Source organism: Ruegeria sp. AI2, from assembly GCF_056541275.1.
In genome coordinates, this window is the sequence record NZ_JBQFYB010000003.1 from 254,876 (window position 1) to 277,791 (window position 22,916).

Consider the following 22,916-nt stretch of genomic DNA (forward strand, 5'->3'; position numbering starts at 1 on the left):
AGGGGCACTTAGCCGCCAGTGCCGCGGATCTGGTCCAGCATGGGGCGCAGATTGTCCAGCTGATACCCGGCTTTGCCGGTCGCATTCAGGATGTCGTCCGTGCTCATGTGGTCGCATTGGCCCAACGCCCAAACCACCGAACACCGCGTGCCCGAGGCGCAATAGGCCAGAACAGGACCACTGCCGTTTTCCGCCATGTCGCGCTGCCGCTTCACGTTCTCAGGCGTCATCGTCTGGTGGGTCAGCTCCAGCACCTCATATTCCATACCGGCGGCCCGCACCGCTTCGCCGATCGCGTCGGATTGCATGGCCGGGGGAACTTCGGCATTGGGCCGGTTGCAGATCACTTTGGCAAAGCCAGCCTCGGCGATGGCCGGAACATCCTCGACCGTGATCTGCGGCGAGACAGCATAGCGGGGGGTAATCTGACGAATCTCCATGCCAATTCCTTAGGCCGCGTTTGCCGCCCTGTCCAGTTGCGCGCCCAGCGGTGGTGCCACGAACATCCCAGCCGCCATTGCAACCAGAAAGACCAGCCCGCCCAGCCCGCCATAGCTCAGCGAGGCCATTGCCGGTCCGGGGCACAGCCCGGCCAGTCCCCAGCCCATCCCGAACAGAACCGAACCCACGATCAGCCTGCGATCAACCTCGGGCTTTGCAGGGGGTGGAAAGGCTCCGCCGGTCAGGGCGTTTTGCCGTCCGGTTGTCATCCGCCACGCCACAAGCATCGGCAGGATGGCACCGGCCATCACAAAGGCCAGCGTCGGATCCCAGTTGCCAAACACATCCAGCCAGCCCTGAACTTTTGTGGTGTCTGTCATGCCTGAAATCAGCAACCCGGCGCCGAACAGCGATCCGGCGATCAATGAAATGAAAAGGCGCATCAGATCACTCCCAACACATGACGCAGCAGCACAAGGGTGACGCCCCCGGCAAGGATATAGAAAACGGTGGCCACGATGCCGCGCAGCGAGAACCGAGAGATCCCGCACACCCCGTGCCCCGAGGTGCAGCCATTGGCGATCCGTGTACCGATACCGACCAGCAGCCCGGCCAGAATGACAACGCCCAGATTGCTGGTAAGATGCGTCTGGGCCTCGGGCAGGATCAACGGGCGCAGAAGAAGGGGCATTCCGACAAGCCCCGCAATAAAGGCCAGCTTTTCGGCCATGCTCCCCTTGGCGCTGCCATCGACAAGGCCGCCCAGAATGCCGCTTGCGCCCATGATCCGGCCATTGCCCAGCAGGTAAACCGCCCCGGCCAGACCGATCACCAGACCGCCGCACAGCCCCCAGATCCATTCTATATTCATGTGGGATTTCCCTTTGTGATTTGTTGTGCCCGCGTCACAGCTTGTTGACCGGCAGTTTCAGGAAAACATCGCCCTGTTCATCCGCCGGAGGCATCTGACCGGCCCGCATGTTGACCTGCAAAGACGGCAGGATCAGGCGCGGCATGGCCAGCGTGGCGTCCCGCGCGTCGCGCATTTCCACGAAGTCTTCGATGCTGCGCCCCTGTCCGATATGGACGTTCAGCGCCTTCTGCTCACCCACCGTCGTCTCCCACGCGTATTCGTCGCGGCCCGGTGCCTTGTAATCATGCCCGACATAGATTCGGGTATTGTCCGGCAGCGACAGAATCTTCTGGATCGACTGGAACAGTGTGGCCGACGATCCTCCGGGAAAATCGCAGCGCGCCGTGCCGAAATCGGGCATGAACAGCGTGTCACCAACAAATGCCGCATCGCCAATCACATAGGTCATGCAGGCCGGTGTGTGGCCGGGGGTGTGCAGCACGTCGCCCCGCATCTGGCCGATGTGAAAACTGTCGCCTTCCTTGAACAGCGCGTCAAACTGGCTGCCATCGCGCTGAAATTCGGTTCCTTCGTTGAAAACCTTGCCAAACGTGTCCTGCACGGTGACGATCTGATCGCCAATCCCGATCTTGCCGCCCAGCTCCTGTTGCAGATAGGGGGCCGCGGACAGGTGGTCGGCATGGACATGGCTTTCCAGAATCCACTCGACCTTAAGGTCCTGCGCGCGCACAAAATCGATGATCCTGTCCGCCGAAATTGTCGACGTCCGCCCCGAGGCATGGTCGAAATCCAGCACGCTGTCGATGATGGCACAGGCTCGCCCCTGAGGTTCATGAACCACGTAGGAAACCGTAAAGGTCTGCTCGTCAAAAAACGCTTTCACTTTCGGTGTCATGATCTTCTCCGTTTCGGTCACGCATATCATATATGTGAATTGGAATGTGATGCAATATCGAACCTGCATTTGATGCCGGTCAAAGCAACCGCTGAAATCCTGGCTTAATCTTTAACCTATCCGCGTCAGATTGCCGAAACTTCGACCATGGCAGGCAATTTCCCGCACAAGGCTACGATATTATCTGCGGGTCGTAATCCCGTTACGTATATTGGGGATACTGGCGCCATTTGGGAGGATGGTTATGACACCGACTGGTCTTTATTCCGAAGCCGAGCAGCTTGAACGTAAGCTTGTGAACGCGGGTCTGGAAACGCGTTTGGCGCTTCAACCGAGTGTGAGTAAGATTGTTGACCGGATGCGGCAGCAGGGGATGGAGGTGCCTTCGCGCCTGCGTCGTCTGGATGCGGCCTTGTGCGAAGATGCGATTGAAGCGCAGTTTGATAACTTGCCGGTGTGAACCGGATGGTCATCCAAGGGAAATCCCGAGGATGACCAGCATCAATCCAAGCACCGACAGAAACAGCGAGGCCAGGTTCCAGGGCAGGACCCCCTGAACCACCGCGCGCAGCTCGTCATCCGACAGACCGGCCTTGCGCGCCCGCATCACGCGAAGAATGCACCAGACCAGACCGGCAAGCCCGGCCACAGACAGGGCCGCACCGCCCCAGGTGATGATTTCGAACATGGTTCCCCGCATATCCTCGTGACCTGATCACGCGCTTAACGGATCGGTTGGGGTCATACAAGTGCGCCGGCCCAATGGGTGCTTGCGACCCGGGCGGCAGCACTGTATCCGGCATTCCACACCAGGGTTTCAGCCTCTGGGACAGGCGTGTTTCGAAGGTGCCCCCGATGATCGGGCCACCGCCGTTCACCGCCAGCCGCAGGCTGACCTCTTCTGGTTGCAGGTCCATAACCGGGAACAAAAAAGATGAGCATGTCTGAAGAAGCAGAAGCAAATTACAAGGTCACCGCGGGCGAGCTGCGCCAGTTTGTGGAACGTATCGAGCGCCTGGAGATGGAAAAGAAAGACATCGCCGACCAGATCAAAGAGGTCTACGCCGAAAGCAAGTCGCGCGGCTATGACGTAAAGGCCCTGCGCAGCATCATTTCCCTCAGAAAAAGGGACAAGGATGACATTGCCGAGCAAGAGGCCGTCATCGAAATGTACAAAGAAGCGCTGGGCATGAACTAAGCCCGACCGCCACGAAACGATCTATGGCTCTGGAATGGGTTCAATGCCCTGAAAGAGCCACTGGCCGGGGGGATGCAACGGGCGCGCAGCGGCTCCCCTTGCCAAGCGCATGGTACTACCACGCACAGCGCTCGACGCCTCCGGGCTGTATCGAACCGCCCATAAACCAAACGCGCACCACAAAAGTCTCTGACACGCCAATAGCCAAAGACGCCGGAACACCCAAACCCTTCCGGATGAAAGCGTGCTTTTTCACAGGAAAATGAAGGATGGTGCTGCTGGAGAGAATTGAACTCTCGACCTCTCCCTTACCAAGGGAAAGATCAGATCTCATTTTATGTTTTAAAAACAATGCTTTAATAGGAATTTCGGTTTACCTTGCACGGATTTTGCACACATATTGCTAACCTTTTATGGTTAAACAGTACATTTATAGGTGAAATTCACCTTGCGGGGTCTGGCCAAAAATGGGTTATGAGCAGAGGCTCTATCGGCAGTTTTCTTCGTGGGATATGGACAAGGTGACGGATCCGGTGCACGTTAAGATTGTGTGCGGGGGAACGGTAATTCCGCCGTTAGCTCTTAGGGGCTGAACTTAGGTAAGCAAGTGGAAACACTTGAGCATTGGGCAACCTTTGCTGCCTTCTTCGGAGGGGATAACGCTTAGAATTTTTTGCTCCGCACACACATTTGGGAAGTGCAAGAATTGAGTGAACAAGATTGATGGCAGTAGATAACGCTGTTGAGAACATAAGAAACCGAATCTGGTTGACCGCAAAGACTAGAATGTGCGCTGAGAAAAGGTTTCGTCGGTATGATATTCTATCCCATTTGGTGCTTTCGCTACTGTCGGTGGTTGTGATCGCCATAGCTTTGCTACGCGATCAACTGCCACCGAATGCACCGTTGGAAGCGTACACGGCAGTTTTCTCAGTATTTATCTTAGCGGCGTCGATTATTGTGTTCGGTTTCCGGTTTGGTGAAACGGCGATCCTTCATCGCGAATGTTACCTGCGTTTGCAAAAGCTGTACGACAGCAATGAACCACTGCAGACACTTGTGGATCGATACCACGACATTCTGTCTTCGTACCCAAATCATTCTGATCTAGACTACGACGCTTTGGTACTTTCTCGAACGTTCCCCAATGGCGAGAAACTGACCTCGCCTAGCGGATCTAAAGTATCATGGACGGTTGTGATGCTAATTAGATTTTGTACTCATTTTCTAATTTTGTGGGCGCTGCCGGTTCTGTTGCTGACAATGAGCGTCGGATCGATTTTCTGGATCTGGTAAATTGAAACCCGCTGAACACTTTCATGAGCGCTTCACAAAAGCGCATTTTGTCGCTCTATATCAGGAATTTATAGAAGATGGCTCTGCTGTTGGGCGTGACGGTATGCGCCCAGCAGCATTTGGTGCGAACCTAGATGCAGAAATCGATATCATATTACGAAAGGTCAAAGCTCGTACTTATAAGTTCACTCCTTACCGCGAAAAACTCATTTCAAAAGGAGCTGACAAGAAACCTCGGCAGATATCCATACCAACTGTTCGCGACAAACTGGTTTTGAAATTCGCGTCTGAACTGCTTGCCACGATATTTCCAGATCATGTTTCGCAGCCCCCACATAAGTTCGTGAAGCAGATACACCGGTCTTCAAAGTCTCGGCCAGGTTCCGATTTCTATCTACGGCTCGATATCGAGAGCTATTTTCCTTCTATTGACCATAAGATTTTAATGCGCGTTCTGCGAAGAACTATACGGCAAAAAAACTTGCTTTATGTTATCGAGCAGGCTCTCAAGACGCCTACTGGTAAGAAGCCTTCCGACAGTGAGCCGATCACAAAGGGGGTTCCGCAGGGGTTAAGCATCTCAAACATATTGTCTTCACTCTATTTGTCGGAAATCGACAAGAAGTGTTCTGCGTTGAGCGGTGTTGAGTACTGCAGATTTGTTGATGATATTCTTGTTATTGCGGATCATCCAACAACTCTGAAGCTCGCAAACGACATCCCAGTAGCTATGAAGTCTTTACGAAAGATTCACTGCCACACTGTAGGAGCCGGCAGCAAAAGCACAATCGTGTCATTGTCCGAAGGCATCGACTACTTGGGCTACAATTTCAGGCAGTCGAGTGTTCAGGTTCGCAAGTCATCCTTCAAGAGAATGTTCACTAACTTGATGAAGCTATTCTCTGCAATGAAGTACAAAAAGAACAAAGGCCCCCTGATCTGGCGGATGAACCTTAGAATTTCTGGGTGCTTATATTTGGAAAAGCGTGTTGGTTGGCTCTTCTTCTTTTCCCAATCAAATAACAAGCAGCAGCTTAAGCAGCTTGACGCTTTCGTAGCCGCTCAAGCAAGAAAGGTCCTAGAACCTGAAGACTGTGCTCGACTCAAGACTTTTACCCGCGGCTACCACGAGATCAGATACAACTATGAGAAATCTCGGTATTTCCCCAATTTTGATAATTTTCAGGAAGCCGACAAGAAGGCTCAAATTGGTCTATTGCTGCCGAACTATGATCTGGATCGATTGGAAGGAATGTCTCCAGAAGACTTAGATAAACTCTTCCGCAAGTGCATAAGTAAAGAGATCTCTGATCTTGAGAAAGACATGATGGAAGTATTTTCGTAGCTGCCGTTAATAGTAGCCAATGCTACCTGTCGTTAAGGGCACATCATTTCCGTTGTGAGTGAAGCTGTGGTTGCTTGTTTCGAATGTCCGACGCTAGATCGTCAGCCTCAGCCAAAAGCAGAAAAACTTCTTTCCGAATTTCCAGAAACCGCTCCAACTCTGATCCAGCTAACGACCTCATGTCGTCGATCGTAAAAGGAGCTGCTTCCTCGGTACTTAGAAACTTCTCTATGCGAGCAATTCGCTCACTCTTTTGCTCTGGTGCAAGCTGCTCCAAGAAGTTCCTCCAGTGTTTCTTGCCTTTGCGCTCGTTGCAAGTCCGACAACTCGGGACCAAGTTTCTTATTCTGTGGCCATGACCCGAGTATTCACCATCGACGACCAGATTAAATACGTGGTCCCATGTAGCGGCATCGGACCCGCAATAAACGCATTCCAGATCTGCTTCTGGGTCTTGTCCAAGATCCTTGAGTGCTGACGCGACGGCTTCGACTGAATAGTCGTCGTATGAAGCAATTGCCGAGGCAAATGCGCCAGAGAAAGTACTCTTGCGTGACATTATTCTTGAAGCGCGAAGGTATTTTTTTATTTTGTCCGCTTTCATGCACTCACTCTGAATTTTACATCGACGAAGTCTTCTGTTGACATGTACTAGAGCAGTTTTGTTCAGGATAATTCAAGAAGTTAGCCCGGCGTTGTGGTAAACAAACCCTCTAAGTCTGGTTGCTGCAGTTGGTAACTGCTTTCATCAACGAGGTAAGGTGTAATTTTTTGCCTGCCGGTGATGTAAGGTTTTGTATCAGAGGGTTTCGAAGCTTGGGTCGAGACGGCAAAAGATTGATTCGCAGACTGAAACAGTCCGGATTCAGCCAAGAAACTGTGCACGGATTTTGCACGGATTTTTCAAGATTTCATGCGAGATAGTCGACATTAGATGACATTCCCGGACATTTGGTTCAATCGCACGAGGAGGTTTTATTTATATTTTTCAATGATTTATGGTGCTGCTGGAGAGAATTGAACTCTCGACCTCTCCCTTACCAAGGGAGTGCTCTACCTCTGAGCTACAGCAGCGCTGTGGGCGGGTGATTAGACTCAAACGAAACGCGGCGCAAGGGTGTCTGGACGGTTTTTTTCGCCTCCTGTAGAGAAAGATCATGACGGATAAAAATTCACCCAAAAAACAAGGTAAACCCGGCGATGCGCGCGAAGCGCGGCTGAAGGCGGCGCTGAAGGCCAACATGGCGCGTCGCAAGGCGCAGGCCAAGGCGCGTGCGGCAGCAGGGGACAAGCCTGACAAGGACGAGGGATAAGAGCAGATGGATTCGATTCTGGTAACGGGCAATGGCCCGCTGAACGGTCAGATACCGATTGCGGGGGCCAAGAATGCGTGCCTGACACTGATGCCCGCAACATTGCTGAGCGAAGAACCGCTGACGCTGACCAATGCGCCGCGGCTGAGCGACATCAAGACCATGACCGCGCTGCTGCAATCGCTGGGGGCCGAGGTGTCGTCGCTGCAAGACGGTCAGGTGATTGCAATGTCCAGCCACAGCCTGACCAGCCAGACCGCCGATTATGACATCGTGCGCAAGATGCGTGCGTCCAACCTTGTTCTGGGCCCCTTGCTGGCGCGGTTCGGGCAGGCGGTTGTCTCTCTGCCCGGCGGGTGCGCGATCGGCGCACGGCCGATGGACCTGCATGTCGAAGGGCTCGAGGCGCTGGGCGCCGAGATCGAGCTGAAGGACGGCTATCTGCACGCCAAGGCTCAGGGCGGTCTGAAAGGGGCCGTGCACCAGATGCGCTTTGCCTCGGTCGGGGCCACCGAAAACATCGTCATGGCGGCGACGCTGGCCAAGGGCACCACGGTTCTGAAAAACGCCGCGCGCGAGCCCGAGATCGTCGATCTGGTCGAATGCCTGCGCAAGATGGGGGCGCAGATCTCTGGCGAAGGCACCCCGACCATCGAAATTCAGGGCGTCGACCGGCTGCACGGGGCCACACATCAGGTTGTCACCGACCGGATCGAGCTGGGCACCTATATGCTGGCCCCGGCGATTTGCGGTGGCGAGGTGGAATTGCTGGGCGGTCGCATGTCGCTGGTCGATTCCTTTGCGGCCAAGCTGGATGCGGCAGGCGTCAGCGTTTCAGAAACCGAAGGCGGTCTGAAAGTGGCCCGCAAAAACGGGCGCGTGCGCGCGGTGGATGTGGTGACCGAACCTTTCCCCGGCTTCCCAACCGACCTGCAAGCGCAGATGATGGCGCTGATGTGTACGGCCGAGGGCACCTCGGTTCTCGAAGAACGCATTTTCGAAAACCGCTTCATGCACGCCCCCGAACTGGTGCGCATGGGCGCGCAGATCGAGGTGCATGGCGGCACCGCCACGGTGACCGGGGTCGAACGTCTGAAAGGCGCGCCGGTGATGGCGACCGACCTGCGGGCTTCGGTCTCGCTGATCCTTGCCGGATTGGCGGCAGAAGGGGAAACAACGGTCAGCCGGGTCTATCATCTGGACCGCGGATATGAACATGTGGTGCGCAAGCTGGAAGGTGTGGGCGCAAAGATTGAACGGATCAAGGGCCAATGACAGACGCAAGTTTTGAAGACGGGCGCGAGGCGCCGCTTAATCTGGGGGCCGAGGATGCAGATGACCTTCAGGTGATCTCGACCCTCGCGCAGGATGCCGTGTTTCCGGTGACCGAGATGAAGTGGCAACCGTCGCAGCGCCGCTTTGGCCTGCTGCTGAACCGCTTTCGCTGGGAAGACAAGGATGCCGCCGCCCGCCGCGACCGCCCGTTTGAACGGGTGCAATCGGTGCTGGTCTTCGGTTCGGTTCTCTCGGTGTCCAGTCAGGGCATTGATCGCGGTGACACCGACATGATCATGTCGCTGATGTCGGTCGTTTTCGAACCCGGCGAGGATGGCGCGGGCCATGTCTTGCTGACGCTGGCCGGTGATGGCGCAATCCGCCTGACGGTCGAGGCGCTGGATGCCGCCCTCAAGGACGTGACGCGCCCTTATCAGGCCCCCTCCGGTCAGGCCCCGCATCACCCCGAATAGATGCAGAACAAGCGCGGGATTTCTCAGGCGTTTTCAACGACGCCCGAAGGCATTGCACTGCGCCCCGCCACTGTGTTCGACGTGTTCGACCTCAGCCGGGTTCTGATCCGCTCAATCACGCAGCTCTGCGGGGTCGATCATAAGGGTGACCCACAGGCCATCGCGCAATGGACCGATAACAAGGACCCAGCCACGATCCGGGGCTGGTTCAGGCCCGGATCGCAGATCTGGCTGGCCGAACACCGGGGGCATGTGGCCGCTGCCGGGGGGCTTTTTGAAACCGGGACGGTCATTTTGCTCTATGTCGATCCGGATCATACGGGGCAGGGGGTGGGGCGAGCGCTGCTCAACCGGCTGGAACGGCAACTGGCTGTGTGCGGCTGTGCCGAGGCGCATCTGGATGCCACCAAAACGGCGCACGCGTTCTATCTGAAACAGGGGTGGCGACCGGCAGGCCCGCCCGGTGACTGGCACGGCATCCCGCAATACCCGATGCGCAAATCGCTGCACCCCGGTGACTGAGGGTTGAGGCGGCGCGCTCCGGGGGATATGTCCCAATGCGCAACGCCCGGAGTGCCAGATCATGCCCGTTTTCCTTGATACCAAATCGCCCGATTTCGAACCCGCCTTCCGGACCCTGCTCTCGGCCAAGCGCGAGGACAGCCCGGATGTGGATGCGGTCGTGGCGCAGATCATCGACGATGTGCGCAACCGGGGCGATGCGGCGGTGATCGAACTGACGGCCAAATTCGACCGGCTGACGCTGACGCCCGAAACGCTGGCCTTCAGCGCACAGGACATCGCGGATGCGGTGGCGCAGGTCTCGAACGAAGATCGCACGGCGTTGGAACTGGCGGCTTCCCGCATCCGGGCCTATCACGAAAGGCAGATGCCCGAGGATCAGGAATGGACGGATGCGACGGGCGCAACACTCGGCTGGCGCTGGTCTGCCGTCTCGGCCGCAGGGCTTTACGTGCCGGGTGGATTGGCCTCGTACCCGTCATCGGTGCTGATGAACGCCATCCCGGCCAAGGTGGCCGGTGTGGAACGGCTGGCCATCGTGGTGCCCACGCCCGACGGGCAAGTGAACCCGCTGGTGCTGCTGGCGGCACAGCTGTCGGGTGTGGACGAGGTTTATCGCATCGGCGGCGCGCAGGCCGTGGCAGCGCTGGCCTATGGCACCGACACCATCGCGCCGGTCGACAAGATCACCGGGCCGGGCAACGCCTTTGTCGCCGCCGCCAAGCGGCGCGTCTTTGGCAAGGTCGGCATCGACATGATCGCGGGCCCCTCGGAAATTCTGGTCATCGCCGACAAGGACAATGAGCCTGACTGGATCGCGCTGGACCTGCTCAGCCAGGCCGAACATGACGAAAGCGCGCAATCGATCCTGATCACTGACGACGCGGCATTCGGCCAATCCGTCGCGCAGGCGGTCGAAAAACGGCTGGAAACCCTGCAACGCCGTGCCATCGCCGGGGCCAGCTGGCGCGACTACGGCGCGGTGATTACCGTTCGCAACTTGGACGAGGCCGCAGCCCTGTCCAACCGCATTGCCCCGGAACATCTGGAACTGTGCGTGGCCGACCCGCGCGCGCTGAGCGAAAAAACCATCCACGCCGGGGCCATCTTTCTGGGTCAGTACACACCCGAAGCCATCGGTGACTACGTCGGCGGCCCCAACCACGTGTTGCCCACCGCGCGTTCGGCGCGGTTTTCGTCTGGCCTCAGCGTGATGGATTTCCTCAAACGCACCACGCTCAGCCAGATGACCCCCGAAGCCCTGCGTGCCATCGGCCCTGCTGCCGAACAGCTGGCGCAATCGGAAAGCCTCGAGGCGCATGGCCTCTCGGTCACCGCGCGCCTGAACCGCCTGAATGGCTGAAATGACGCAAAGACCGGGCGCATATGGCGTTTCTGTGCGTTGCCCGTTGAATATCATTGCTATAGGTCTGTGCTGACGCAAGGAATGTGACTGTAAAGATGACCCGCATCTCGCATATCGAACTGGATGATAGAAATCTGCCGCCGCCCACGCCCGAGATCGAGCAGGAGCGCAAGGTCGCCATCTATGATCTGCTGGAAGAAAACAGCTTCTCGCTGCCCAAACGCGACGACCGCGTTGTGCCCGAGGGCCCCTATCGCCTCCAGCTTTCGATCCGCGACAAACGGCTTGTCTTCGACATTGAAACCGAGGCCAACGAAAAAGCGGCCGAGTTTCACCTGTCGCTCGGGCCTTTCCGGCAGGTGGTCAAGGATTACTTCCAGATCTGTGAAAGCTATTTCGATGCGGTGAAATCGCTGCCGCCCAGCCAGATCGAAACCATCGACATGGCCCGCCGGGGTATCCACAACGAAGGCAGCCGCGTGTTGCAGGAACGGCTGGAAGGCAAGGCAGATGTCGACACCGACACTGCCCGTCGCCTGTTCACGCTGATCTGCGTTCTGCATTTTGGGGGCTGACGCGTGAAGCCTCTGCCGCAGTCGGTCTTGTTCTGTTGCGACCACAACGCGGTTCGGTCTCCGATGGCCGAGGGGCTGATGAAGAAATTCTATGGCACCGGCACCTATGTCCAGTCCGCCGGTGTGCATAACGATCTGGAAATTGACGGCTTCAGCATCGCGGTCTGCCACGAGGTCGGCGTAGAACTGTCCCGCCACCGCTCGCGCTCCTTCGACGAGATGCAGGAATGGGGCGATGACCTCAGCTCGTTCGATCTGGTCGTGGCGCTTTCACCCGCCAGCCAGCGGCAGGCGCTGGAACTGACCCGTGTTTTTCACCTCGATGTCGATTATTGGCCAATAATGGACCCTACCGGGATGGGCGAGACCCGCGAACAAAAGCTACATCACTACCGACAGACCCGCGACCAGATCATTCAGCATCTGAAAGACCGCTGGGGCGAACCAACGGAGGGGACATGAACCAGACCGTCAAAACCTATTTCGATGCCTTCAACGCCGGTGACGTCGATGGCATGCTGGCCTGCCTGTCCGATGACGTGGCCCATCACGTGAACGAAGGCCAGATTCGCGTCGGCAAGGACAAGTTCGCCGCCTTCTGCGCCCATATGAACCGCTGCTACCGCGAAAACCTGACCGACATCGTTGTGTTCGAGGCTCAGGGCGGCACCCGCGCCGCGGCCGAGTTCATCGTCAACGGCACCTATCTGGAAACCGACGAGGGCCTGCCCGACGCCCACGGCCAGACCTACCGCCTGCCTGCCGGATCGTTCTTTGACCTCAGGGACGGCAAGATCACCCGCGTCACCACTTTCTATAACCTTGCAGACTGGACCAAACAGGTCTCGAATGGCTGACGTCAGTGACGTCCGCCCCCTGACCGGAGCGGCACTCGGGGCCGCTTTGGATGATGTCGCCCGCCTGCGGATCCGGGTGTTTCACGCCTGGCCCTATCTCTATGACGGCGATCTGGAATACGAACGCAAATACCTGCAATCCTACCGCGACAGTGACAAGGCCATCGTGGTCGGCGCCTTCGACGGCGACCGCCTGATCGGCGCCTCGACCGGTGCGCCGCTGACCGACCACGCCGACGATTTCGCCGCGGCCTTCGCAGACACCGGGCTGGACCTGTCGCAGATCTTCTATTGCGCTGAATCCGTCCTGCTGCCGGACTATCGCGGGCAGGGCGTCGGCCACAAATTCTTCGACACGCGCGAGGGGCACGCCCGCGCTCTGGGCTTTGCCAAATGCGCCTTTTGCAGCGTGCAACGCCCTACCGACCACCCGCTGCGCCCCGACCACTACCGCCCGCTGGATACCTTCTGGCGCGCCCGCGGATACAAGCCCTTACCCGGCGCAATCGCCCAATTCTCGTGGAAGGATATCGGGGAGGAGGGAGAAACGCTGAAGCCGTTGCAGTTCTGGATCAGGGATTTGTAGGGTTGGGGGCGGTGCAGCGGGGCTTTTCTGTGTGTTGCAAGAAGTGTGGCCAAAGAGCTGCCATGTGCTGCAGGTGCAGTGTTGATCATTTTTATTGACAGCAGTGCGGACATAGCTGCCGTTTGTTGTCGTTGCCCCAATGTCTGCTTGCCGATCAGGATGGTTTGCTGACGGAGAAACTAAATCGGCCAGTCGAGAAGAAATGCTCCCCACTTGCATTAAGTGCCGATTGTTCTTCTGCCCACGCCTGCAGTTCATCATCTGGAACAGTTTTTTGTCCCTTCACGTAAGCCACAATGAAGGGCACCACCATTTCGCCATAGCAACCATCGTACCTGTCCGTATTTATGATGGAGAAATAGCTCACCTCATTAACGATCAAACCCGCGTTCCGAAGGCGAGCAACAAGCGTTCGTGGAAGTTTGCTGTCGGCGCAATGCGGTGCAAAAGCCTTGAGGACCTTCTCCATTCGATCCGGATTCTCGCTATGCCAACAGACGCCCTCCCAGTCCGTCGCAAGGATCAGCCCACGCCCTCCGGGCTTCAGAACACGAAAAACCTCGCTGCAAAACTTCGCTACATCAGGCACGTATTCAGCTACTTGGGTGCTAACGACCACATCGAAATAACTGTCTTCAAACGGGAGTTCGGTCGCGTCGGCGCAACGATAGCTTAGCCAGTCATGCTCACTTCGTTTCGTTGCGCGTTCCACCATCTGTTCCGAAATGTCGATGCCTACAACTTCACCATTGGGTCCTGTTTGATCCGCTATTTGAGCCGCGAGAAAGCCGGGGCCGCTTCCAATATCCAAGACCCGCTCACCCTTTTGAACCGAAATCCTTCGAAGGGTGTCGTCTCTTTGAGAAACTACGTCCGGTCCAAGGTAAACCGCCTCCAGTCGCTCCGCTGCGGCGGCGTCGTATTCCATACCCATAGAGTAATCCCCCCCAATTCCTGGCAGTCACGCTAGCATTGCGTCTGCCGGTATGGAAGTGGGGCGGCATCGCTGAGCGTTACCGATACGAAGGCAATTCAGACGTTGGAGCTCTCTGCAGCATTGGGGAATAAAGCTCGTCCACCCCTCCCCCAGAACCAGATTGATCTGTACACGCGGCGGCTCTCACGGTTTAGTGCCTCGACACATCGGCTCAGGGGATCCCATCAATGAAAGTCGCAACCGCAGCGTATAATCTTGACTGGCTCGACAGCTGGGCGCAGTACGAGGACAAGCTGGACCGTTGGGTTGCCGAAGCTGCCGGGCAGGGGGCCGGGCTGCTGGTGTTCCCCGAATACGGCGCGATGGAGGTGTCGACGCTCGATGGTGCCGAGGTGGCGGGTGATCTCGAACGCTCGATCCGCGCGGTTTCGGACCGGTTCGAGGATGTACAAAATTTGCATTCGCGCCTCGCAAGCGCGTACAAAACGTACATTTTGGGTGCATCGGCCCCGGTTGTGGATGGGTCCGGCCGCCCGGTGAACCGCGCCGCGTTCTACGCCCCGGACGGCGGCCGCGACCATCAGGACAAGCAGATCATGACCCGCTTTGAACGCGAGGACTGGGACATCGCTCCGGGTGGTCCACTCAAGCTGTTCGACACCGCGCTGGGCAAAATCGGTGTTCTGATCTGCTATGACAGCGAGTTTCCCCTGCTGGGCCGCGCACTCAGCGAAGCGGATATGATCCTTGTCCCGTCCTGCACCGAAGCGCTGTCAGGGTATTGGCGTGTTCGCATCGGGGCAATGTCAAGAGCCTTGGAAAATCAATGCGTTACGGTTATGTCGTCACTGGTCGGAGCCAACGACTGGTCCGAGGCAGTGGACATGAACACCGGCATGGGCGGCGTTTTCGGCCCGCCGGACAAAGGGTTTCCGGCCACCGGGGTGCTGGCCGAGGGCACTCTGAACCAGCCCGGATGGACCTATGCGGATGTCGACCTGTCCGCCATCGCCGAGGTCCGCGCCGATGGCCACGTGCTGAACCGGACCCATTGGCCAGAGCAGGACGCCCGAGTCGAAACGGTCACATTATCCGCCCTTTAGATGAATCCGCCCTTGAAATAAGGGAAAAATAGGCTCATTTAAGCGCACATCCCCGCAGATTCTGCGGGCGCAACCTAATGATGGAGACAACATGGCCAAGGAAGATACGCTCGAATTTCCCGGTGTCGTGAAGGAACTCCTGCCTAATGCGACGTTTCGGGTCGAGCTGGAAAACGGCCATGAAATCATCGCACATACGGCAGGAAAGATGCGCAAGAACCGCATCCGTGTTCTGGCCGGCGACAAGGTTCAGGTCGAGATGACCCCCTATGATCTGACCAAGGGTCGGATCAACTACCGCTTCAAATAACGCCTGCCGAGATGGCGTTTATCCTGGGATCGGGCAGCCCAAGGCGGCTGGACCTGCTGGCGCAGCTTGGCGTGCAGCCCGACGCCATCCGCCCCCCTGACATCGACGAAACACCGCTGAAGGGTGAGCTGCCGGTTCCGTATTGCAGTCGCATTACCCGTGAAAAAGTAAAGGCAGTTCAATCGGATAGCGGTGACATCACGCTTTGCGCGGACACGACAGTTGCACTGGGGCGGCGTATTCTGGGCAAGCCCGAGGACGAAGGTCAGGCCGCAGAGTTCCTGTACGCTTTGTCCGGTCGTCGTCACCGGGTGATCACTTCGATTGCCGTTAGGCGCGGGGATCGCATCCTGCAGCGCGATGTCGTCTCGCAGGTCAAGGTCAAACGCCTGTCTGACGTTGAAATCAACGCTTATCTGGCGACTGGTGATTGGCGGGGCAAAGCCGGGGCCTACGCGATCCAAGGCCCTGCTGGCGCATTCATCCCATGGATTTCGGGCTCGTTCACTGGCATCGTGGGGCTGCCTTTGTCCGAGACCGCCGCCTTGCTGCAAGGGATCGGCTACCCCCTATATCGCGAGGCATCATGAAAGGTCGCACCATCGTTCTGGACCATATCCAAGGCCGCGAGGCCGCGGCATTGATGGTCGACGGAAAGCTTGATGATCTCCTGATCGCCGCCGACGCGCCGGCACCCGGCACCATCTATCGCGCCCGCGCCGATCGTCCGGTCAAGGGGCAGGGCGGTATGTTCCTGACCACACCCGACGGCCCGGCTTTTCTGCGACAAGTCAAAGGGTTGGCGCCGGGTGCCACGCTTTTGGTGCAGGTGGGCGGATATGCCGAGCCCGGCAAGGCCATTCCTGTAACCAACCGTATCCTGTTCAAAAGCCGCTTTGCCATTGTCACACCCGACGCGCCGGGCCTGAACATCTCGCGCAGCATCAAGGATGAAGACAAGCGGGATCAACTGCTTGAAATCGCGCATGAACAAATGGGCGACAGCCCCTACGGGTTGATTCTCCGCTCCTGCTGCATGGATGCGGATGCCGGTGACATTGCCGACGACATTTCGGCCATGCTTGCGCAAGCTGAACAAGTGATGACGGACGAGGGCTCCGACGTCGAATTGCTGAGCGAAGGTGACAGCCCGCATATCCTGGCATGGCGCGACTGGACCGATCCTGCCGAGGTTGTGACGAAAACCGGCAGTTTTGGAACTCATGGTGTGCTGGATGCGCTGGATGTCGCCCGTGGCATTTCCGAACCTCTCCCCGGAGGCGGATATCTATTTATCGAACCGACCCGCGCATTGGTGGCCGTTGACGTGAACACAGGCGCGGATACGTCGCTGGCGGCCGGAACAAAAGCCAACTTCGCTTGTGCCAAAGCTTTGCCACGTGCATTGCGTGTGCGCGGGCTGGCAGGGCAGATCACACTGGATCTGGCTCCGATGCCCAAGAAAGACCGCCGAGGGTTCGAATCCGCCCTGCGTGCGGCCTTCAAGTCGGACCCGGACGAGACGATACTGGCGGGATGGACACCTCTGGGGCATTTCGAGTTGCAGCGCAAACGCAGCCGGTTACCTGTCGCAGAGATCCTGAAATGAGCTGTCCGATCTGCGGAGAAGAAACGCAAAAGAAGTTCCGCCCGTTCTGTTCGAAACGCTGCGCAGACATTGATCTGGCCAAGTGGCTGAACGGCTCTTACGCGGTCCCGTCTCAGCGCGAAGACGACCCTGAGTCCGAGGCCGAGGCGGACGAACACAATACAATGCGACCGCACTGAAAAAATGTAAAAAAGCCTCTGGACACTGCCGGTAGCAAGTCATAGAACGCCTCCACCCAACGACAAATGTCGTTCCCGTGCCCGGGTAGCTCAGGGGTAGAGCAGTGGATTGAAAATCCTCGTGTCGGTGGTTCGATTCCGCCCCCGGGCACCATTTACTCAGGTAAACTATTGGTTTCACTCCAGCTTTTAACAGCAGGTTGGAGCCGTAGACCATGACAGAGACCATTTCACCCAAGTACACCTTCGTGAAAGAGGGTGTTTTTTACTTCAGTCGCCGCATCCCCAAGGAGCTTTGCCGCTACTACTCGTCTTCTCGGATCGCATTTTCTTTGCGTACTCACTCGGCAAACGTAGCAGCGACGAGAGCAAGAAGAGCGGCTGATCAACTGGATGAGTATTGGTTTCATCTGAGGTCGCAGGATACAGAACTGCCTGGAAAGCACATGTTGCGTCTTGGCGCAGCCAACTCTGCCGCAACACCAGTTGTTCTGAACGAGACTTCTGCTGCCTCTGTACTGTTGTCTGAGGCAGTCGAGATTTATCTTACACAGAAGGGCCAAGGACGCCCCATGACGTTTCACCGGGGCGCTGAGAGAGCGTGTGGCTACGTGATTGATGCCTGTGGCGACAAACACCTCGAAGTCTATACCAAAGCGGACGCGAACAAGTTCCGTGACGCACTCATCGCGCGTGGTCTCGCCGGTAGCAGCCTCACAAGGATTTTCGGGACAGTTAGAGCCGTTACCAACTTCGCAGCGAGTGAGCAGGGGCTTTCGCTGCACAACCCTTTCTCTGGAGTTTACTACGACCGCTCCGCTGGGGTCTCTGGCCGCAACCCATTGCCTAGAGAAGCGATAGTGACTGTTCAGGCGAAATGCAGGGAACTTGATGACGACTTGCGTTGGTTGGTGGCTTTGGTTTCAGACATTGGCATGCGGCTTGCAGAGGCTGCTGGGCTGGGATAAGAGGACTTCATGTGTGCGGACGATGGTTCTCTCTCAGTTCGCGTTCGCCACCATCCATGGCGTCGTTTGAAGACGCAAGACAGTGAGCGTTATGTACCACTTGAAGGAAACGCTAGATGGGCAGCGCAGCGCATACTCAAAGAAGCTGGCTCGTCTCAGTTCGCATTCCCAAGATACAACAGGTCCGATACCACAAATGCCAATGCGGCTAGTGCCGCCTTGAACAAGTGGATGAGGGAACTTGTCCCAGCGGGATACACCATGCACGGTTTCAGGCACTCAATGCGGGATCGTCTGAGAGCCGTAGAGTGTCCGGCAGACGTGGTCGATCAGATCGGAGGCTGGCGTACAGATGGTGTAGGCCATTCCTACGGGAAAGGTTACCCGCTTGAGGTTCTCAGAAAGTGGATGAAACAGGTAACCTGAGCTGTCATGGTCTACGGCTCTAACCTGCTGTTAAAAGCTGGAGTGAAACCAATAGTTTACCTGAGGAAGTGGTGCCCGGGGGCGGTAGTTCTGCTCCCGTTACAGGCACTTCTTCAGCCGGTCTCTCCAGCAAAACAAGGGGTATGCGACGGGCTGTGTCGCTGTCAACAGGCACCATATGGTCTACGGAATGGTCTACGGCTGCTCATGCGATTGGAGTTGGCGCCGACCTGTAAGGTGGCAAGCGAACGTTCTAATTTGTCAGGATTGTTCTAGCCTCGCTCTTGGCTTTTGAACCTTTGACCCATTGCCACGGTGCACGTGGTTTTCGGATCTTAGCAAGTTCAAGGTTAGCTTTCGCGTCACCGATGGCTGCGCGTACAGTGAAGCCCACAAACACACCTGTCTAGCTGATGCTGCCGTCGAAGCGCGGACCACCACAGGAAAAATTCTACGTCAGGAGCGGAAATTCGTCTCCTGAATTGCCGCTCAGTGACAATCAACACTAACGAAGAAAGAGGCCATTCGATCAAGATCTCGCACCGCAAGGTTTGGTTCAGCGAATTACGTGAACCGAGCACCTGGCGTGATGCACGACTCTGTTCGCAGTGGAACCTAAAAATATGTCCTCAAAACCAGGCTTGTGCGAAACCAAGACGATGCAATCCGCGTCGCTCTCATTTGCGAAGTCTACAATAGCCCTACCCGCGTGCCCAGAGATGAGCCGAGCCTTCGCGCCTGGAATTTCAGAAGCAGTTTGATGCAGGTTTTCCAGGATTTCATGCCGCGTATTGGCAAGTACTTCGCTGGGAATCTGAGACCCTACATACGCCGGAATTGGCTCTTGGACGTGTATCACAGTGAATACAGCGTCCGCATCAGCCAATTGGCGCGCGGCTTCAAACGACGCTTGTGTGTCGTATTCTTGGTCCAGAGCAACCGGGATCAGGATATTCTTGTACATTTGACCTCCTATCTACTGCTTCGATGAATCCAGTTTGGTTCCTCGGCAGCAGGAAACCTACACAGGCTCAGACTTTGAAGATTTCCCCGCGCCCTTTGTAGCGGCTACAACATCATCAACTGTTTTCTCAACAGCTTCAGCTTCGGTTTCAGCGACATAAGATGCACAACGGGACACGGTTTCGAACCATTCCTGAGCGTCAGCAACCAACCGCTCCGCCGAATGGCGCTGCCACTCCGCCATGCTCTGAAAGGCTTTAGAAGGATCGGACGGGTTCGCGGAAGACACATTGCGTGCAGCTTTTAGAGCCGTCCGGACCGCCTCATGACGCCGTTCGAACCAATGCTGCGCAAAGGCCTCTGTTTCTTCGAGCAATTTCTCTTGCGCGTCCCAAAATTGTTCGATCTGGGCACCGAAGGCCGGATTGCCAGAAATGGGCGGCTGCATTTGCTTGAAAACATCCAAAAGTGAGGTCGGGTTATTTGTGTTGGATTTCTTTGTCGACATCGAAAACTCCTCCTCATCTACTGAATGAGCTATTGTGCTACCTGCGGCGCGCTTTCGCCTTAATACAGATCAATATCCCTTATTTTTAGTACCCTCGGTATAGGCTGCAACGGGACACTCACATTCTCTCCGACATCGGTTCCTAGAGGACAGTGTTGGAGTTAGAGTAGTCTAGATAAGAACTTAACGTTTGGTTTTCTATGCACATTGCCGGCTTTCTGATTACCCTTGGTGTCCTCTTCCTTGCCGGATTCGCGGCCGACCAACTTGGCCGGGCCACGCATCTTCCTCGTGTTACAACCTTACTTTTCCTCGGTCTGATCGCCGGGAACGCCGGAATGGGGTTGATCCCACTCGGCGTTGCAATGTGGTTCGACGAGATATCCATTGTGGCCTTGACGATGGTCGCGTTCCTTCTTGGAGGATCTTTGACATGCGAGAACCTGGTACGGCATGGCCGAGCCATTCTGACGATTTCGATTTCAATCGTGGTTGCAACCCTTGTTATTGTGTCTGCTGGACTGACCGCAATTGGCGTACCCTTCGGGTTGGCGTTGGTGCTGGCGGCAATTGCTACGGCTACGGCTCCGGCCGCCATGACGGACGTGATCAAACAATCTGGGGTGTCCAACAGCTTCACCGAGACATTAAAGGGCATAGTCGCAATTGATGACGCTTGGGGTCTGATCGTTTTCAGCGTCGCATTGGTTCTGGCCGGTCATTCGGACGGTTGGGCCACCATCACGACCACAGCGATGTGGGATTTCGGAGGGGCTATTTTTTTGGGTTCCGCACTAGGCGTGCCATCCGCTTACCTAACTGGCCGCTTAAACCCAGGAGAGCCGATGCAAGCCGAAGCGGTGGGAATCGTCTTTCTGACAGCAGGCCTTTCGTTGTGGCTAGAAGTTTCGTTCCTTGTCGCAGGCATGGTTGCGGGCGCAGTGATCGGAAATCTTGCCCGCCATCATGACCGTGCTTTTCATGAGATCGAGCACATTCAGTGGCCGTTCATGATTTTGTTCTTCCTACTGGCTGGCGCCACGTTGGAAATTGAAGCCTTCGGCTTGATGGGCTGGGCTGGTGCTCTTTTCCTATTCTTGCGCGCCGTCGCCCGCCTCGTCGGGGGTTATTGCGGAGCGAGACTTGGCGGCCTGCCTAGCCGTCAGACCGGCTGGTACGGTCCAGCTTTGTTACCACAGGCCGGTGTCGCGGTAGGAATGGCCCTCGTCGCCGGAGAGCAATTTCCACATTGGGCCGCGTTGATCATGGCCTTTACTCTAGCCAGTACTGTGGCCTTCGAGGTGTTGGGGCCGCCGTTGACTCTCATGTCAATCAGACGAACGGCTGACACGGATGAGCAGATTGGTCAGTGACTATTCAGACTGGATCGATTCAAGAAAGGCGAGCAAATTCGCCAACGGCAGGCCTACCATCATAGGTTGCCCATTAGGTAGAGCCACTGCGATTTGTTGGTCTGTCTCAAACACCGCGCCAAAGATTGGCATTTCGCCCCCATGGGCGAGCAATTGTGAACGACCATCAATCTGTTCAGCTATGCGAACTATCGGAAACACACCGTCGTTTTCGCCTGCCAATTTGGTAAGGTCGGTTGTACGAATAGCAAGCATTTCCGCCATTGGTCCGTCTCCGGTCGCTTCGAAACCGTGACACTGCCAACAATACGTCCGATACAAATCACTTCCCTCACCGACGCTGACCTCCTGCGCTAGTGCAGGCCCCGTGACTAACAGTGCCAGTAAAATCCCTCGATAAACCTGCATATTCTCCTCCTGTCCGTCGTCAGGGATATTGGGACAGATGGCCGCCTGAGCTAAGAGAGGATCTGGCGCATCTGTTTGGTTTGATTATGCGGCAGATTTGCGGTGAAGCAATCGCCGGGTTTCGATTGTCTTCCGTTTGATCCTTTCTCGTTGTTTCAGAACGGTGTGGCCGCGTTCGAAGTAGACATCAGCCGGGGTGAGGTTTTGCAGGCTCTCGTGATAGCGCCGTTGGTTGTAGTGATCGACGAAAGCATCGATCTGCTGCCTGAGATCACCGGGCAGGTAGTAGTTTTCCAGCAAGATGCGGTTCTTCAAGGTCTGGAGCAGCGCTCGATCTTTCCCTGAGTTTGCGGATGGTATGGCGCCCCTCGGACATGATCCATTTCCTTATCTTCCAGCTATTCAGCAAGTTCACCAGAGATATAACTGGATCCGTTATCACTGAGCAGCCGTGGCTTGTGGAAGACGGTCGCCTGGGCACAGCCCGAAGCCTGCAAAGCTAGGATCAGCGTATCGGTGACATCACTGGCCTTCATCGTCGTGCAGAGCTTCCAGGCGATGATGTAGCGGCAGTAATCATCGAGGATGTCGATAGATAGAACCAGCCCCAGCCGATGACCTTCAGGTAAGTGAAGTCGGTCTGTCAGAGTTGGTTCGGCCGAGTGGTTTTGTCCCGGAACTCGTCAGCCGCCGATGGAACCACATAGGCCGGGCTGGTGATCAGGTCGTAAGACTTGAGAATGCGATAGACCGAAGCCTCTGACACAAAGTACTTTTCCGTGTCGGTGAATTGCACGGCCAGTTCGCGCGGCAACAGATCGCTTTCCTTAAGAGCCAGGTCCTTGATCTTCTCGCGCACTGGCGTGGGAATGCGGTTCCAGACACGTGATGGCTTGGGACTACGATCCTCAAGCGCCTCAGGACCACCCGACAGATACCGGTCATACCAGAGATAAAAGGTGGTCTTCGGGATGCTCAGCTTTTCCAAAGTGCGCTTGGTCGGGAGATGCGAACCTTCGACGAGGTGAGCCTCCCCAACTGAACTGGTCCACCGCTATGTTTAGGAAACGGAGGACCAAGAATGGCAAACAAGCGACCGAAGCCCGAAGAGATTGT

At 56.5% G+C, this 22,916-nt stretch carries 32 protein-coding genes, 2 tRNA genes and 1 pseudogene; 22 read left to right on the forward strand and 13 right to left on the reverse strand.

The genetic code is table 11. From position 1 onward, the window contains the following. Positions 1-8: 8 nt before the first annotated feature. The 4 genes from ACR0LL_RS10120 to ACR0LL_RS10135 are packed head-to-tail and all read right to left on the reverse strand — an operon-like array spanning position 9 to position 2,210. Positions 9-440 (reverse strand): protein tyrosine phosphatase family protein, encoded by a 432-nt coding sequence (locus ACR0LL_RS10120; RefSeq protein ID WP_480586317.1) that lies wholly within the window; start codon positions 438-440, stop codon positions 9-11. Positions 441-449: 9 nt separating this feature from the next. Then, positions 450-884 carry a DUF6691 family protein gene (locus tag ACR0LL_RS10125; protein ID WP_267366618.1) on the reverse strand — a complete coding sequence of 145 codons (435 nt, stop codon included), beginning with the start codon at positions 882-884 and terminating at the stop codon, positions 450-452. Beyond that, positions 884-1,312: a YeeE/YedE family protein gene (locus ACR0LL_RS10130; RefSeq protein ID WP_267366620.1), complete on the reverse strand. Its 429-nt coding sequence runs from the start codon at positions 1,310-1,312 to the stop codon at positions 884-886. The genes ACR0LL_RS10125 and ACR0LL_RS10130 overlap by 1 nt, the downstream gene beginning before the upstream one ends. 34 nt (positions 1,313-1,346) lie before the next feature. Continuing rightward, complete coding sequence (locus tag ACR0LL_RS10135; protein WP_480484504.1) at positions 1,347-2,210, reverse strand: MBL fold metallo-hydrolase; 864 nt, start codon at positions 2,208-2,210, stop codon at positions 1,347-1,349. A 244-nt stretch (positions 2,211-2,454) separates the two neighbouring features. Here ACR0LL_RS10135 and ACR0LL_RS10140 point away from each other — a divergent pair, with 244 nt between their 5' ends. Further along, complete coding sequence (locus ACR0LL_RS10140) at positions 2,455-2,670, forward strand: hypothetical protein (protein WP_209505776.1); 216 nt, start codon at positions 2,455-2,457, stop codon at positions 2,668-2,670. Between the two features lie 9 nt (positions 2,671-2,679). On the opposite strand, the gene ACR0LL_RS10145 is transcribed toward ACR0LL_RS10140, so the two are convergent. Further along, positions 2,680-2,898, reverse strand: a complete 219-nt coding sequence (locus tag ACR0LL_RS10145; protein WP_267366623.1) for a hypothetical protein — start codon at positions 2,896-2,898, stop codon at positions 2,680-2,682. Between the two features lie 246 nt (positions 2,899-3,144). Here ACR0LL_RS10145 and ACR0LL_RS10150 point away from each other — a divergent pair, with 246 nt between their 5' ends. The 3 genes from ACR0LL_RS10150 to ACR0LL_RS10160 all read left to right on the forward strand — a co-directional run bounded on the left by ACR0LL_RS10150 (position 3,145) and on the right by ACR0LL_RS10160 (position 6,049). Beyond that, complete coding sequence (locus ACR0LL_RS10150) at positions 3,145-3,408, forward strand: DUF2312 domain-containing protein (protein ID WP_267366625.1); 264 nt, start codon at positions 3,145-3,147, stop codon at positions 3,406-3,408. A gap of 723 nt (positions 3,409-4,131) precedes the next feature. Beyond that, positions 4,132-4,704: an SLATT domain-containing protein gene (locus tag ACR0LL_RS10155; RefSeq protein ID WP_480539499.1), complete on the forward strand. Its 573-nt coding sequence runs from the start codon at positions 4,132-4,134 to the stop codon at positions 4,702-4,704. A gap of 1 nt (position 4,705) precedes the next feature. Beyond that, entirely contained in the window at positions 4,706-6,049 is a 1,344-nt protein-coding gene (locus ACR0LL_RS10160) for a reverse transcriptase domain-containing protein (RefSeq protein ID WP_480586320.1), read from the forward strand. A 43-nt stretch (positions 6,050-6,092) separates the two neighbouring features. On the opposite strand, the gene ACR0LL_RS10165 is transcribed toward ACR0LL_RS10160, so the two are convergent. The 3 genes from ACR0LL_RS10165 to ACR0LL_RS10175 form a co-directional block, all read right to left on the reverse strand. Further along, entirely contained in the window at positions 6,093-6,653 is a 561-nt protein-coding gene (locus ACR0LL_RS10165) for an HNH endonuclease (protein ID WP_480539495.1), read from the reverse strand. An 80-nt stretch (positions 6,654-6,733) separates the two neighbouring features. After that, the gene (locus ACR0LL_RS10170; protein ID WP_480586323.1) at positions 6,734-6,922 is read right to left on the reverse strand and encodes a hypothetical protein; all 189 of its coding nucleotides are present in this window, start codon (positions 6,920-6,922) and stop codon (positions 6,734-6,736) included. Between the two features lie 126 nt (positions 6,923-7,048). Continuing rightward, positions 7,049-7,123: transfer RNA gene (locus tag ACR0LL_RS10175), tRNA-Thr, on the reverse strand. Positions 7,124-7,206: 83 nt separating this feature from the next. Between ACR0LL_RS10175 and ACR0LL_RS10180 the strand changes: the two genes are divergently transcribed. The 9 genes from ACR0LL_RS10180 (at position 7,207) to ACR0LL_RS10220 (ending at position 13,016) form a co-directional block, all read left to right on the forward strand. Next, positions 7,207-7,362 (forward strand): hypothetical protein, encoded by a 156-nt coding sequence (locus ACR0LL_RS10180; protein ID WP_209505784.1) that lies wholly within the window; start codon positions 7,207-7,209, stop codon positions 7,360-7,362. A 6-nt stretch (positions 7,363-7,368) separates the two neighbouring features. Then, complete coding sequence (gene murA, locus ACR0LL_RS10185; RefSeq protein WP_480586325.1) at positions 7,369-8,637, forward strand: UDP-N-acetylglucosamine 1-carboxyvinyltransferase; 1,269 nt, start codon at positions 7,369-7,371, stop codon at positions 8,635-8,637. After that, positions 8,634-9,110: a DUF2948 family protein gene (locus ACR0LL_RS10190; RefSeq protein WP_480586328.1), complete on the forward strand. Its 477-nt coding sequence runs from the start codon at positions 8,634-8,636 to the stop codon at positions 9,108-9,110. Before murA ends, ACR0LL_RS10190 begins: the two co-directional genes overlap by 4 nt. Beyond that, positions 9,111-9,632 (forward strand): GNAT family N-acetyltransferase, encoded by a 522-nt coding sequence (locus ACR0LL_RS10195; RefSeq protein WP_480586331.1) that lies wholly within the window; start codon positions 9,111-9,113, stop codon positions 9,630-9,632. 61 nt (positions 9,633-9,693) lie between these two features. Then, positions 9,694-10,995, forward strand: a complete 1,302-nt coding sequence (gene hisD / locus ACR0LL_RS10200) for a histidinol dehydrogenase (protein WP_480586334.1) — start codon at positions 9,694-9,696, stop codon at positions 10,993-10,995. A gap of 98 nt (positions 10,996-11,093) precedes the next feature. After that, entirely contained in the window at positions 11,094-11,573 is a 480-nt protein-coding gene (locus tag ACR0LL_RS10205) for a UPF0262 family protein (RefSeq protein ID WP_171722821.1), read from the forward strand. Between the two features lie 3 nt (positions 11,574-11,576). Then, on the forward strand, positions 11,577-12,035 hold the full coding sequence (locus ACR0LL_RS10210) for an arsenate-mycothiol transferase ArsC (RefSeq protein WP_209505795.1): 459 nt from the start codon (positions 11,577-11,579) through the stop codon (positions 12,033-12,035). Then, positions 12,032-12,430 (forward strand): ketosteroid isomerase-related protein, encoded by a 399-nt coding sequence (locus ACR0LL_RS10215; protein WP_480488382.1) that lies wholly within the window; start codon positions 12,032-12,034, stop codon positions 12,428-12,430. Before ACR0LL_RS10210 ends, ACR0LL_RS10215 begins: the two co-directional genes overlap by 4 nt. Beyond that, on the forward strand, positions 12,423-13,016 hold the full coding sequence (locus ACR0LL_RS10220; protein WP_480586336.1) for a GNAT family N-acetyltransferase: 594 nt from the start codon (positions 12,423-12,425) through the stop codon (positions 13,014-13,016). The genes ACR0LL_RS10215 and ACR0LL_RS10220 overlap by 8 nt, the downstream gene beginning before the upstream one ends. 154 nt (positions 13,017-13,170) lie before the next feature. On the opposite strand, the gene ACR0LL_RS10225 is transcribed toward ACR0LL_RS10220, so the two are convergent. After that, complete coding sequence (locus ACR0LL_RS10225) at positions 13,171-13,950, reverse strand: class I SAM-dependent methyltransferase (protein ID WP_480586337.1); 780 nt, start codon at positions 13,948-13,950, stop codon at positions 13,171-13,173. A gap of 230 nt (positions 13,951-14,180) precedes the next feature. On the opposite strand from ACR0LL_RS10225, the gene ACR0LL_RS10230 reads away from it, so the two are divergent. The 8 genes from ACR0LL_RS10230 to ACR0LL_RS10265 all read left to right on the forward strand — a co-directional run bounded on the left by ACR0LL_RS10230 (position 14,181) and on the right by ACR0LL_RS10265 (position 18,548). After that, positions 14,181-15,056, forward strand: coding sequence for a carbon-nitrogen hydrolase family protein (locus ACR0LL_RS10230; protein WP_480586340.1), 876 nt, complete (start codon positions 14,181-14,183; stop codon positions 15,054-15,056). A 91-nt stretch (positions 15,057-15,147) separates the two neighbouring features. Beyond that, positions 15,148-15,366 carry a translation initiation factor IF-1 gene (infA, locus tag ACR0LL_RS10235; RefSeq protein WP_005978431.1) on the forward strand — a complete coding sequence of 73 codons (219 nt, stop codon included), beginning with the start codon at positions 15,148-15,150 and terminating at the stop codon, positions 15,364-15,366. 11 nt (positions 15,367-15,377) lie between these two features. Further along, positions 15,378-15,956, forward strand: coding sequence for a Maf family protein (locus ACR0LL_RS10240; protein WP_480586343.1), 579 nt, complete (start codon positions 15,378-15,380; stop codon positions 15,954-15,956). Then, on the forward strand, positions 15,953-16,975 hold the full coding sequence (locus tag ACR0LL_RS10245; RefSeq protein WP_480488372.1) for a ribonuclease E/G: 1,023 nt from the start codon (positions 15,953-15,955) through the stop codon (positions 16,973-16,975). Before ACR0LL_RS10240 ends, ACR0LL_RS10245 begins: the two co-directional genes overlap by 4 nt. Then, on the forward strand, positions 16,972-17,154 hold the full coding sequence (locus tag ACR0LL_RS10250; RefSeq protein WP_480488370.1) for a DNA gyrase inhibitor YacG: 183 nt from the start codon (positions 16,972-16,974) through the stop codon (positions 17,152-17,154). The genes ACR0LL_RS10245 and ACR0LL_RS10250 overlap by 4 nt, the downstream gene beginning before the upstream one ends. Before the next feature lie 79 nt (positions 17,155-17,233). Continuing rightward, positions 17,234-17,308 (forward strand) — tRNA-Phe (locus ACR0LL_RS10255). Positions 17,309-17,369: 61 nt separating this feature from the next. Beyond that, a complete protein-coding gene (locus ACR0LL_RS10260) occupies positions 17,370-18,122 on the forward strand; it encodes a DUF6538 domain-containing protein (protein ID WP_480586346.1) in 753 nt (250 codons plus the stop codon). Between the two features lie 9 nt (positions 18,123-18,131). Then, positions 18,132-18,548 (forward strand): tyrosine-type recombinase/integrase, encoded by a 417-nt coding sequence (locus ACR0LL_RS10265; RefSeq protein WP_480586348.1) that lies wholly within the window; start codon positions 18,132-18,134, stop codon positions 18,546-18,548. Between the two features lie 556 nt (positions 18,549-19,104). Here the strand turns inward: ACR0LL_RS10265 and ACR0LL_RS10270 are convergent. Then, positions 19,105-19,512, reverse strand: coding sequence for a universal stress protein (locus tag ACR0LL_RS10270; RefSeq protein WP_209508050.1), 408 nt, complete (start codon positions 19,510-19,512; stop codon positions 19,105-19,107). A 57-nt stretch (positions 19,513-19,569) separates the two neighbouring features. Continuing rightward, on the reverse strand, positions 19,570-20,019 hold the full coding sequence (locus ACR0LL_RS10275) for a phasin family protein (RefSeq protein WP_480586351.1): 450 nt from the start codon (positions 20,017-20,019) through the stop codon (positions 19,570-19,572). A gap of 200 nt (positions 20,020-20,219) precedes the next feature. Between ACR0LL_RS10275 and ACR0LL_RS10280 the strand changes: the two genes are divergently transcribed. Further along, positions 20,220-21,392, forward strand: a complete 1,173-nt coding sequence (locus ACR0LL_RS10280; protein WP_480586353.1) for a cation:proton antiporter — start codon at positions 20,220-20,222, stop codon at positions 21,390-21,392. Here ACR0LL_RS10280 and ACR0LL_RS10285 read toward each other — a convergent pair whose 3' ends face one another. Then, entirely contained in the window at positions 21,393-21,800 is a 408-nt protein-coding gene (locus ACR0LL_RS10285; RefSeq protein WP_480586356.1) for a c-type cytochrome, read from the reverse strand. Positions 21,801-21,884: 84 nt separating this feature from the next. Next, a pseudogene (locus ACR0LL_RS10290) lies at positions 21,885-22,824 on the reverse strand (transposase); the annotation flags it as partial. Positions 22,825-22,916: the final 92 nt, after the last annotated feature.

Coding starts and splice junctions, on each gene's coding strand:
- ACR0LL_RS10120 (WP_480586317.1), bottom strand. CDS start 440: ATGGAGATTCGTCAGATTACCCCCCGCTATGCTGTCTCGCCGCAGATC.
- ACR0LL_RS10125 (WP_267366618.1), bottom strand. CDS start 884: ATGCGCCTTTTCATTTCATTGATCGCCGGATCGCTGTTCGGCGCCGGG.
- ACR0LL_RS10130 (WP_267366620.1), bottom strand. CDS start 1,312: ATGAATATAGAATGGATCTGGGGGCTGTGCGGCGGTCTGGTGATCGGT.
- ACR0LL_RS10135 (WP_480484504.1), bottom strand. CDS start 2,210: ATGACACCGAAAGTGAAAGCGTTTTTTGACGAGCAGACCTTTACGGTT.
- ACR0LL_RS10140 (WP_209505776.1), top strand. CDS start 2,455: ATGACACCGACTGGTCTTTATTCCGAAGCCGAGCAGCTTGAACGTAAG.
- ACR0LL_RS10145 (WP_267366623.1), bottom strand. CDS start 2,898: ATGTTCGAAATCATCACCTGGGGCGGTGCGGCCCTGTCTGTGGCCGGG.
- ACR0LL_RS10150 (WP_267366625.1), top strand. CDS start 3,145: ATGAGCATGTCTGAAGAAGCAGAAGCAAATTACAAGGTCACCGCGGGC.
- ACR0LL_RS10155 (WP_480539499.1), top strand. CDS start 4,132: ATGGCAGTAGATAACGCTGTTGAGAACATAAGAAACCGAATCTGGTTG.
- ACR0LL_RS10165 (WP_480539495.1), bottom strand. CDS start 6,653: ATGAAAGCGGACAAAATAAAAAAATACCTTCGCGCTTCAAGAATAATG.
- ACR0LL_RS10180 (WP_209505784.1), top strand. CDS start 7,207: ATGACGGATAAAAATTCACCCAAAAAACAAGGTAAACCCGGCGATGCG.
- murA (WP_480586325.1), top strand. CDS start 7,369: ATGGATTCGATTCTGGTAACGGGCAATGGCCCGCTGAACGGTCAGATA.
- ACR0LL_RS10190 (WP_480586328.1), top strand. CDS start 8,634: ATGACAGACGCAAGTTTTGAAGACGGGCGCGAGGCGCCGCTTAATCTG.
- ACR0LL_RS10195 (WP_480586331.1), top strand. CDS start 9,111: ATGCAGAACAAGCGCGGGATTTCTCAGGCGTTTTCAACGACGCCCGAA.
- hisD (WP_480586334.1), top strand. CDS start 9,694: ATGCCCGTTTTCCTTGATACCAAATCGCCCGATTTCGAACCCGCCTTC.
- ACR0LL_RS10205 (WP_171722821.1), top strand. CDS start 11,094: ATGACCCGCATCTCGCATATCGAACTGGATGATAGAAATCTGCCGCCG.
- ACR0LL_RS10215 (WP_480488382.1), top strand. CDS start 12,032: ATGAACCAGACCGTCAAAACCTATTTCGATGCCTTCAACGCCGGTGAC.
- ACR0LL_RS10220 (WP_480586336.1), top strand. CDS start 12,423: ATGGCTGACGTCAGTGACGTCCGCCCCCTGACCGGAGCGGCACTCGGG.
- ACR0LL_RS10225 (WP_480586337.1), bottom strand. CDS start 13,950: ATGGGTATGGAATACGACGCCGCCGCAGCGGAGCGACTGGAGGCGGTT.
- ACR0LL_RS10230 (WP_480586340.1), top strand. CDS start 14,181: ATGAAAGTCGCAACCGCAGCGTATAATCTTGACTGGCTCGACAGCTGG.
- infA (WP_005978431.1), top strand. CDS start 15,148: ATGGCCAAGGAAGATACGCTCGAATTTCCCGGTGTCGTGAAGGAACTC.
- ACR0LL_RS10240 (WP_480586343.1), top strand. CDS start 15,378: ATGGCGTTTATCCTGGGATCGGGCAGCCCAAGGCGGCTGGACCTGCTG.
- ACR0LL_RS10245 (WP_480488372.1), top strand. CDS start 15,953: ATGAAAGGTCGCACCATCGTTCTGGACCATATCCAAGGCCGCGAGGCC.
- ACR0LL_RS10250 (WP_480488370.1), top strand. CDS start 16,972: ATGAGCTGTCCGATCTGCGGAGAAGAAACGCAAAAGAAGTTCCGCCCG.
- ACR0LL_RS10260 (WP_480586346.1), top strand. CDS start 17,370: ATGACAGAGACCATTTCACCCAAGTACACCTTCGTGAAAGAGGGTGTT.
- ACR0LL_RS10265 (WP_480586348.1), top strand. CDS start 18,132: ATGTGTGCGGACGATGGTTCTCTCTCAGTTCGCGTTCGCCACCATCCA.
- ACR0LL_RS10270 (WP_209508050.1), bottom strand. CDS start 19,512: ATGTACAAGAATATCCTGATCCCGGTTGCTCTGGACCAAGAATACGAC.
- ACR0LL_RS10275 (WP_480586351.1), bottom strand. CDS start 20,019: ATGTCGACAAAGAAATCCAACACAAATAACCCGACCTCACTTTTGGAT.
- ACR0LL_RS10280 (WP_480586353.1), top strand. CDS start 20,220: ATGCACATTGCCGGCTTTCTGATTACCCTTGGTGTCCTCTTCCTTGCC.
- ACR0LL_RS10285 (WP_480586356.1), bottom strand. CDS start 21,800: ATGCAGGTTTATCGAGGGATTTTACTGGCACTGTTAGTCACGGGGCCT.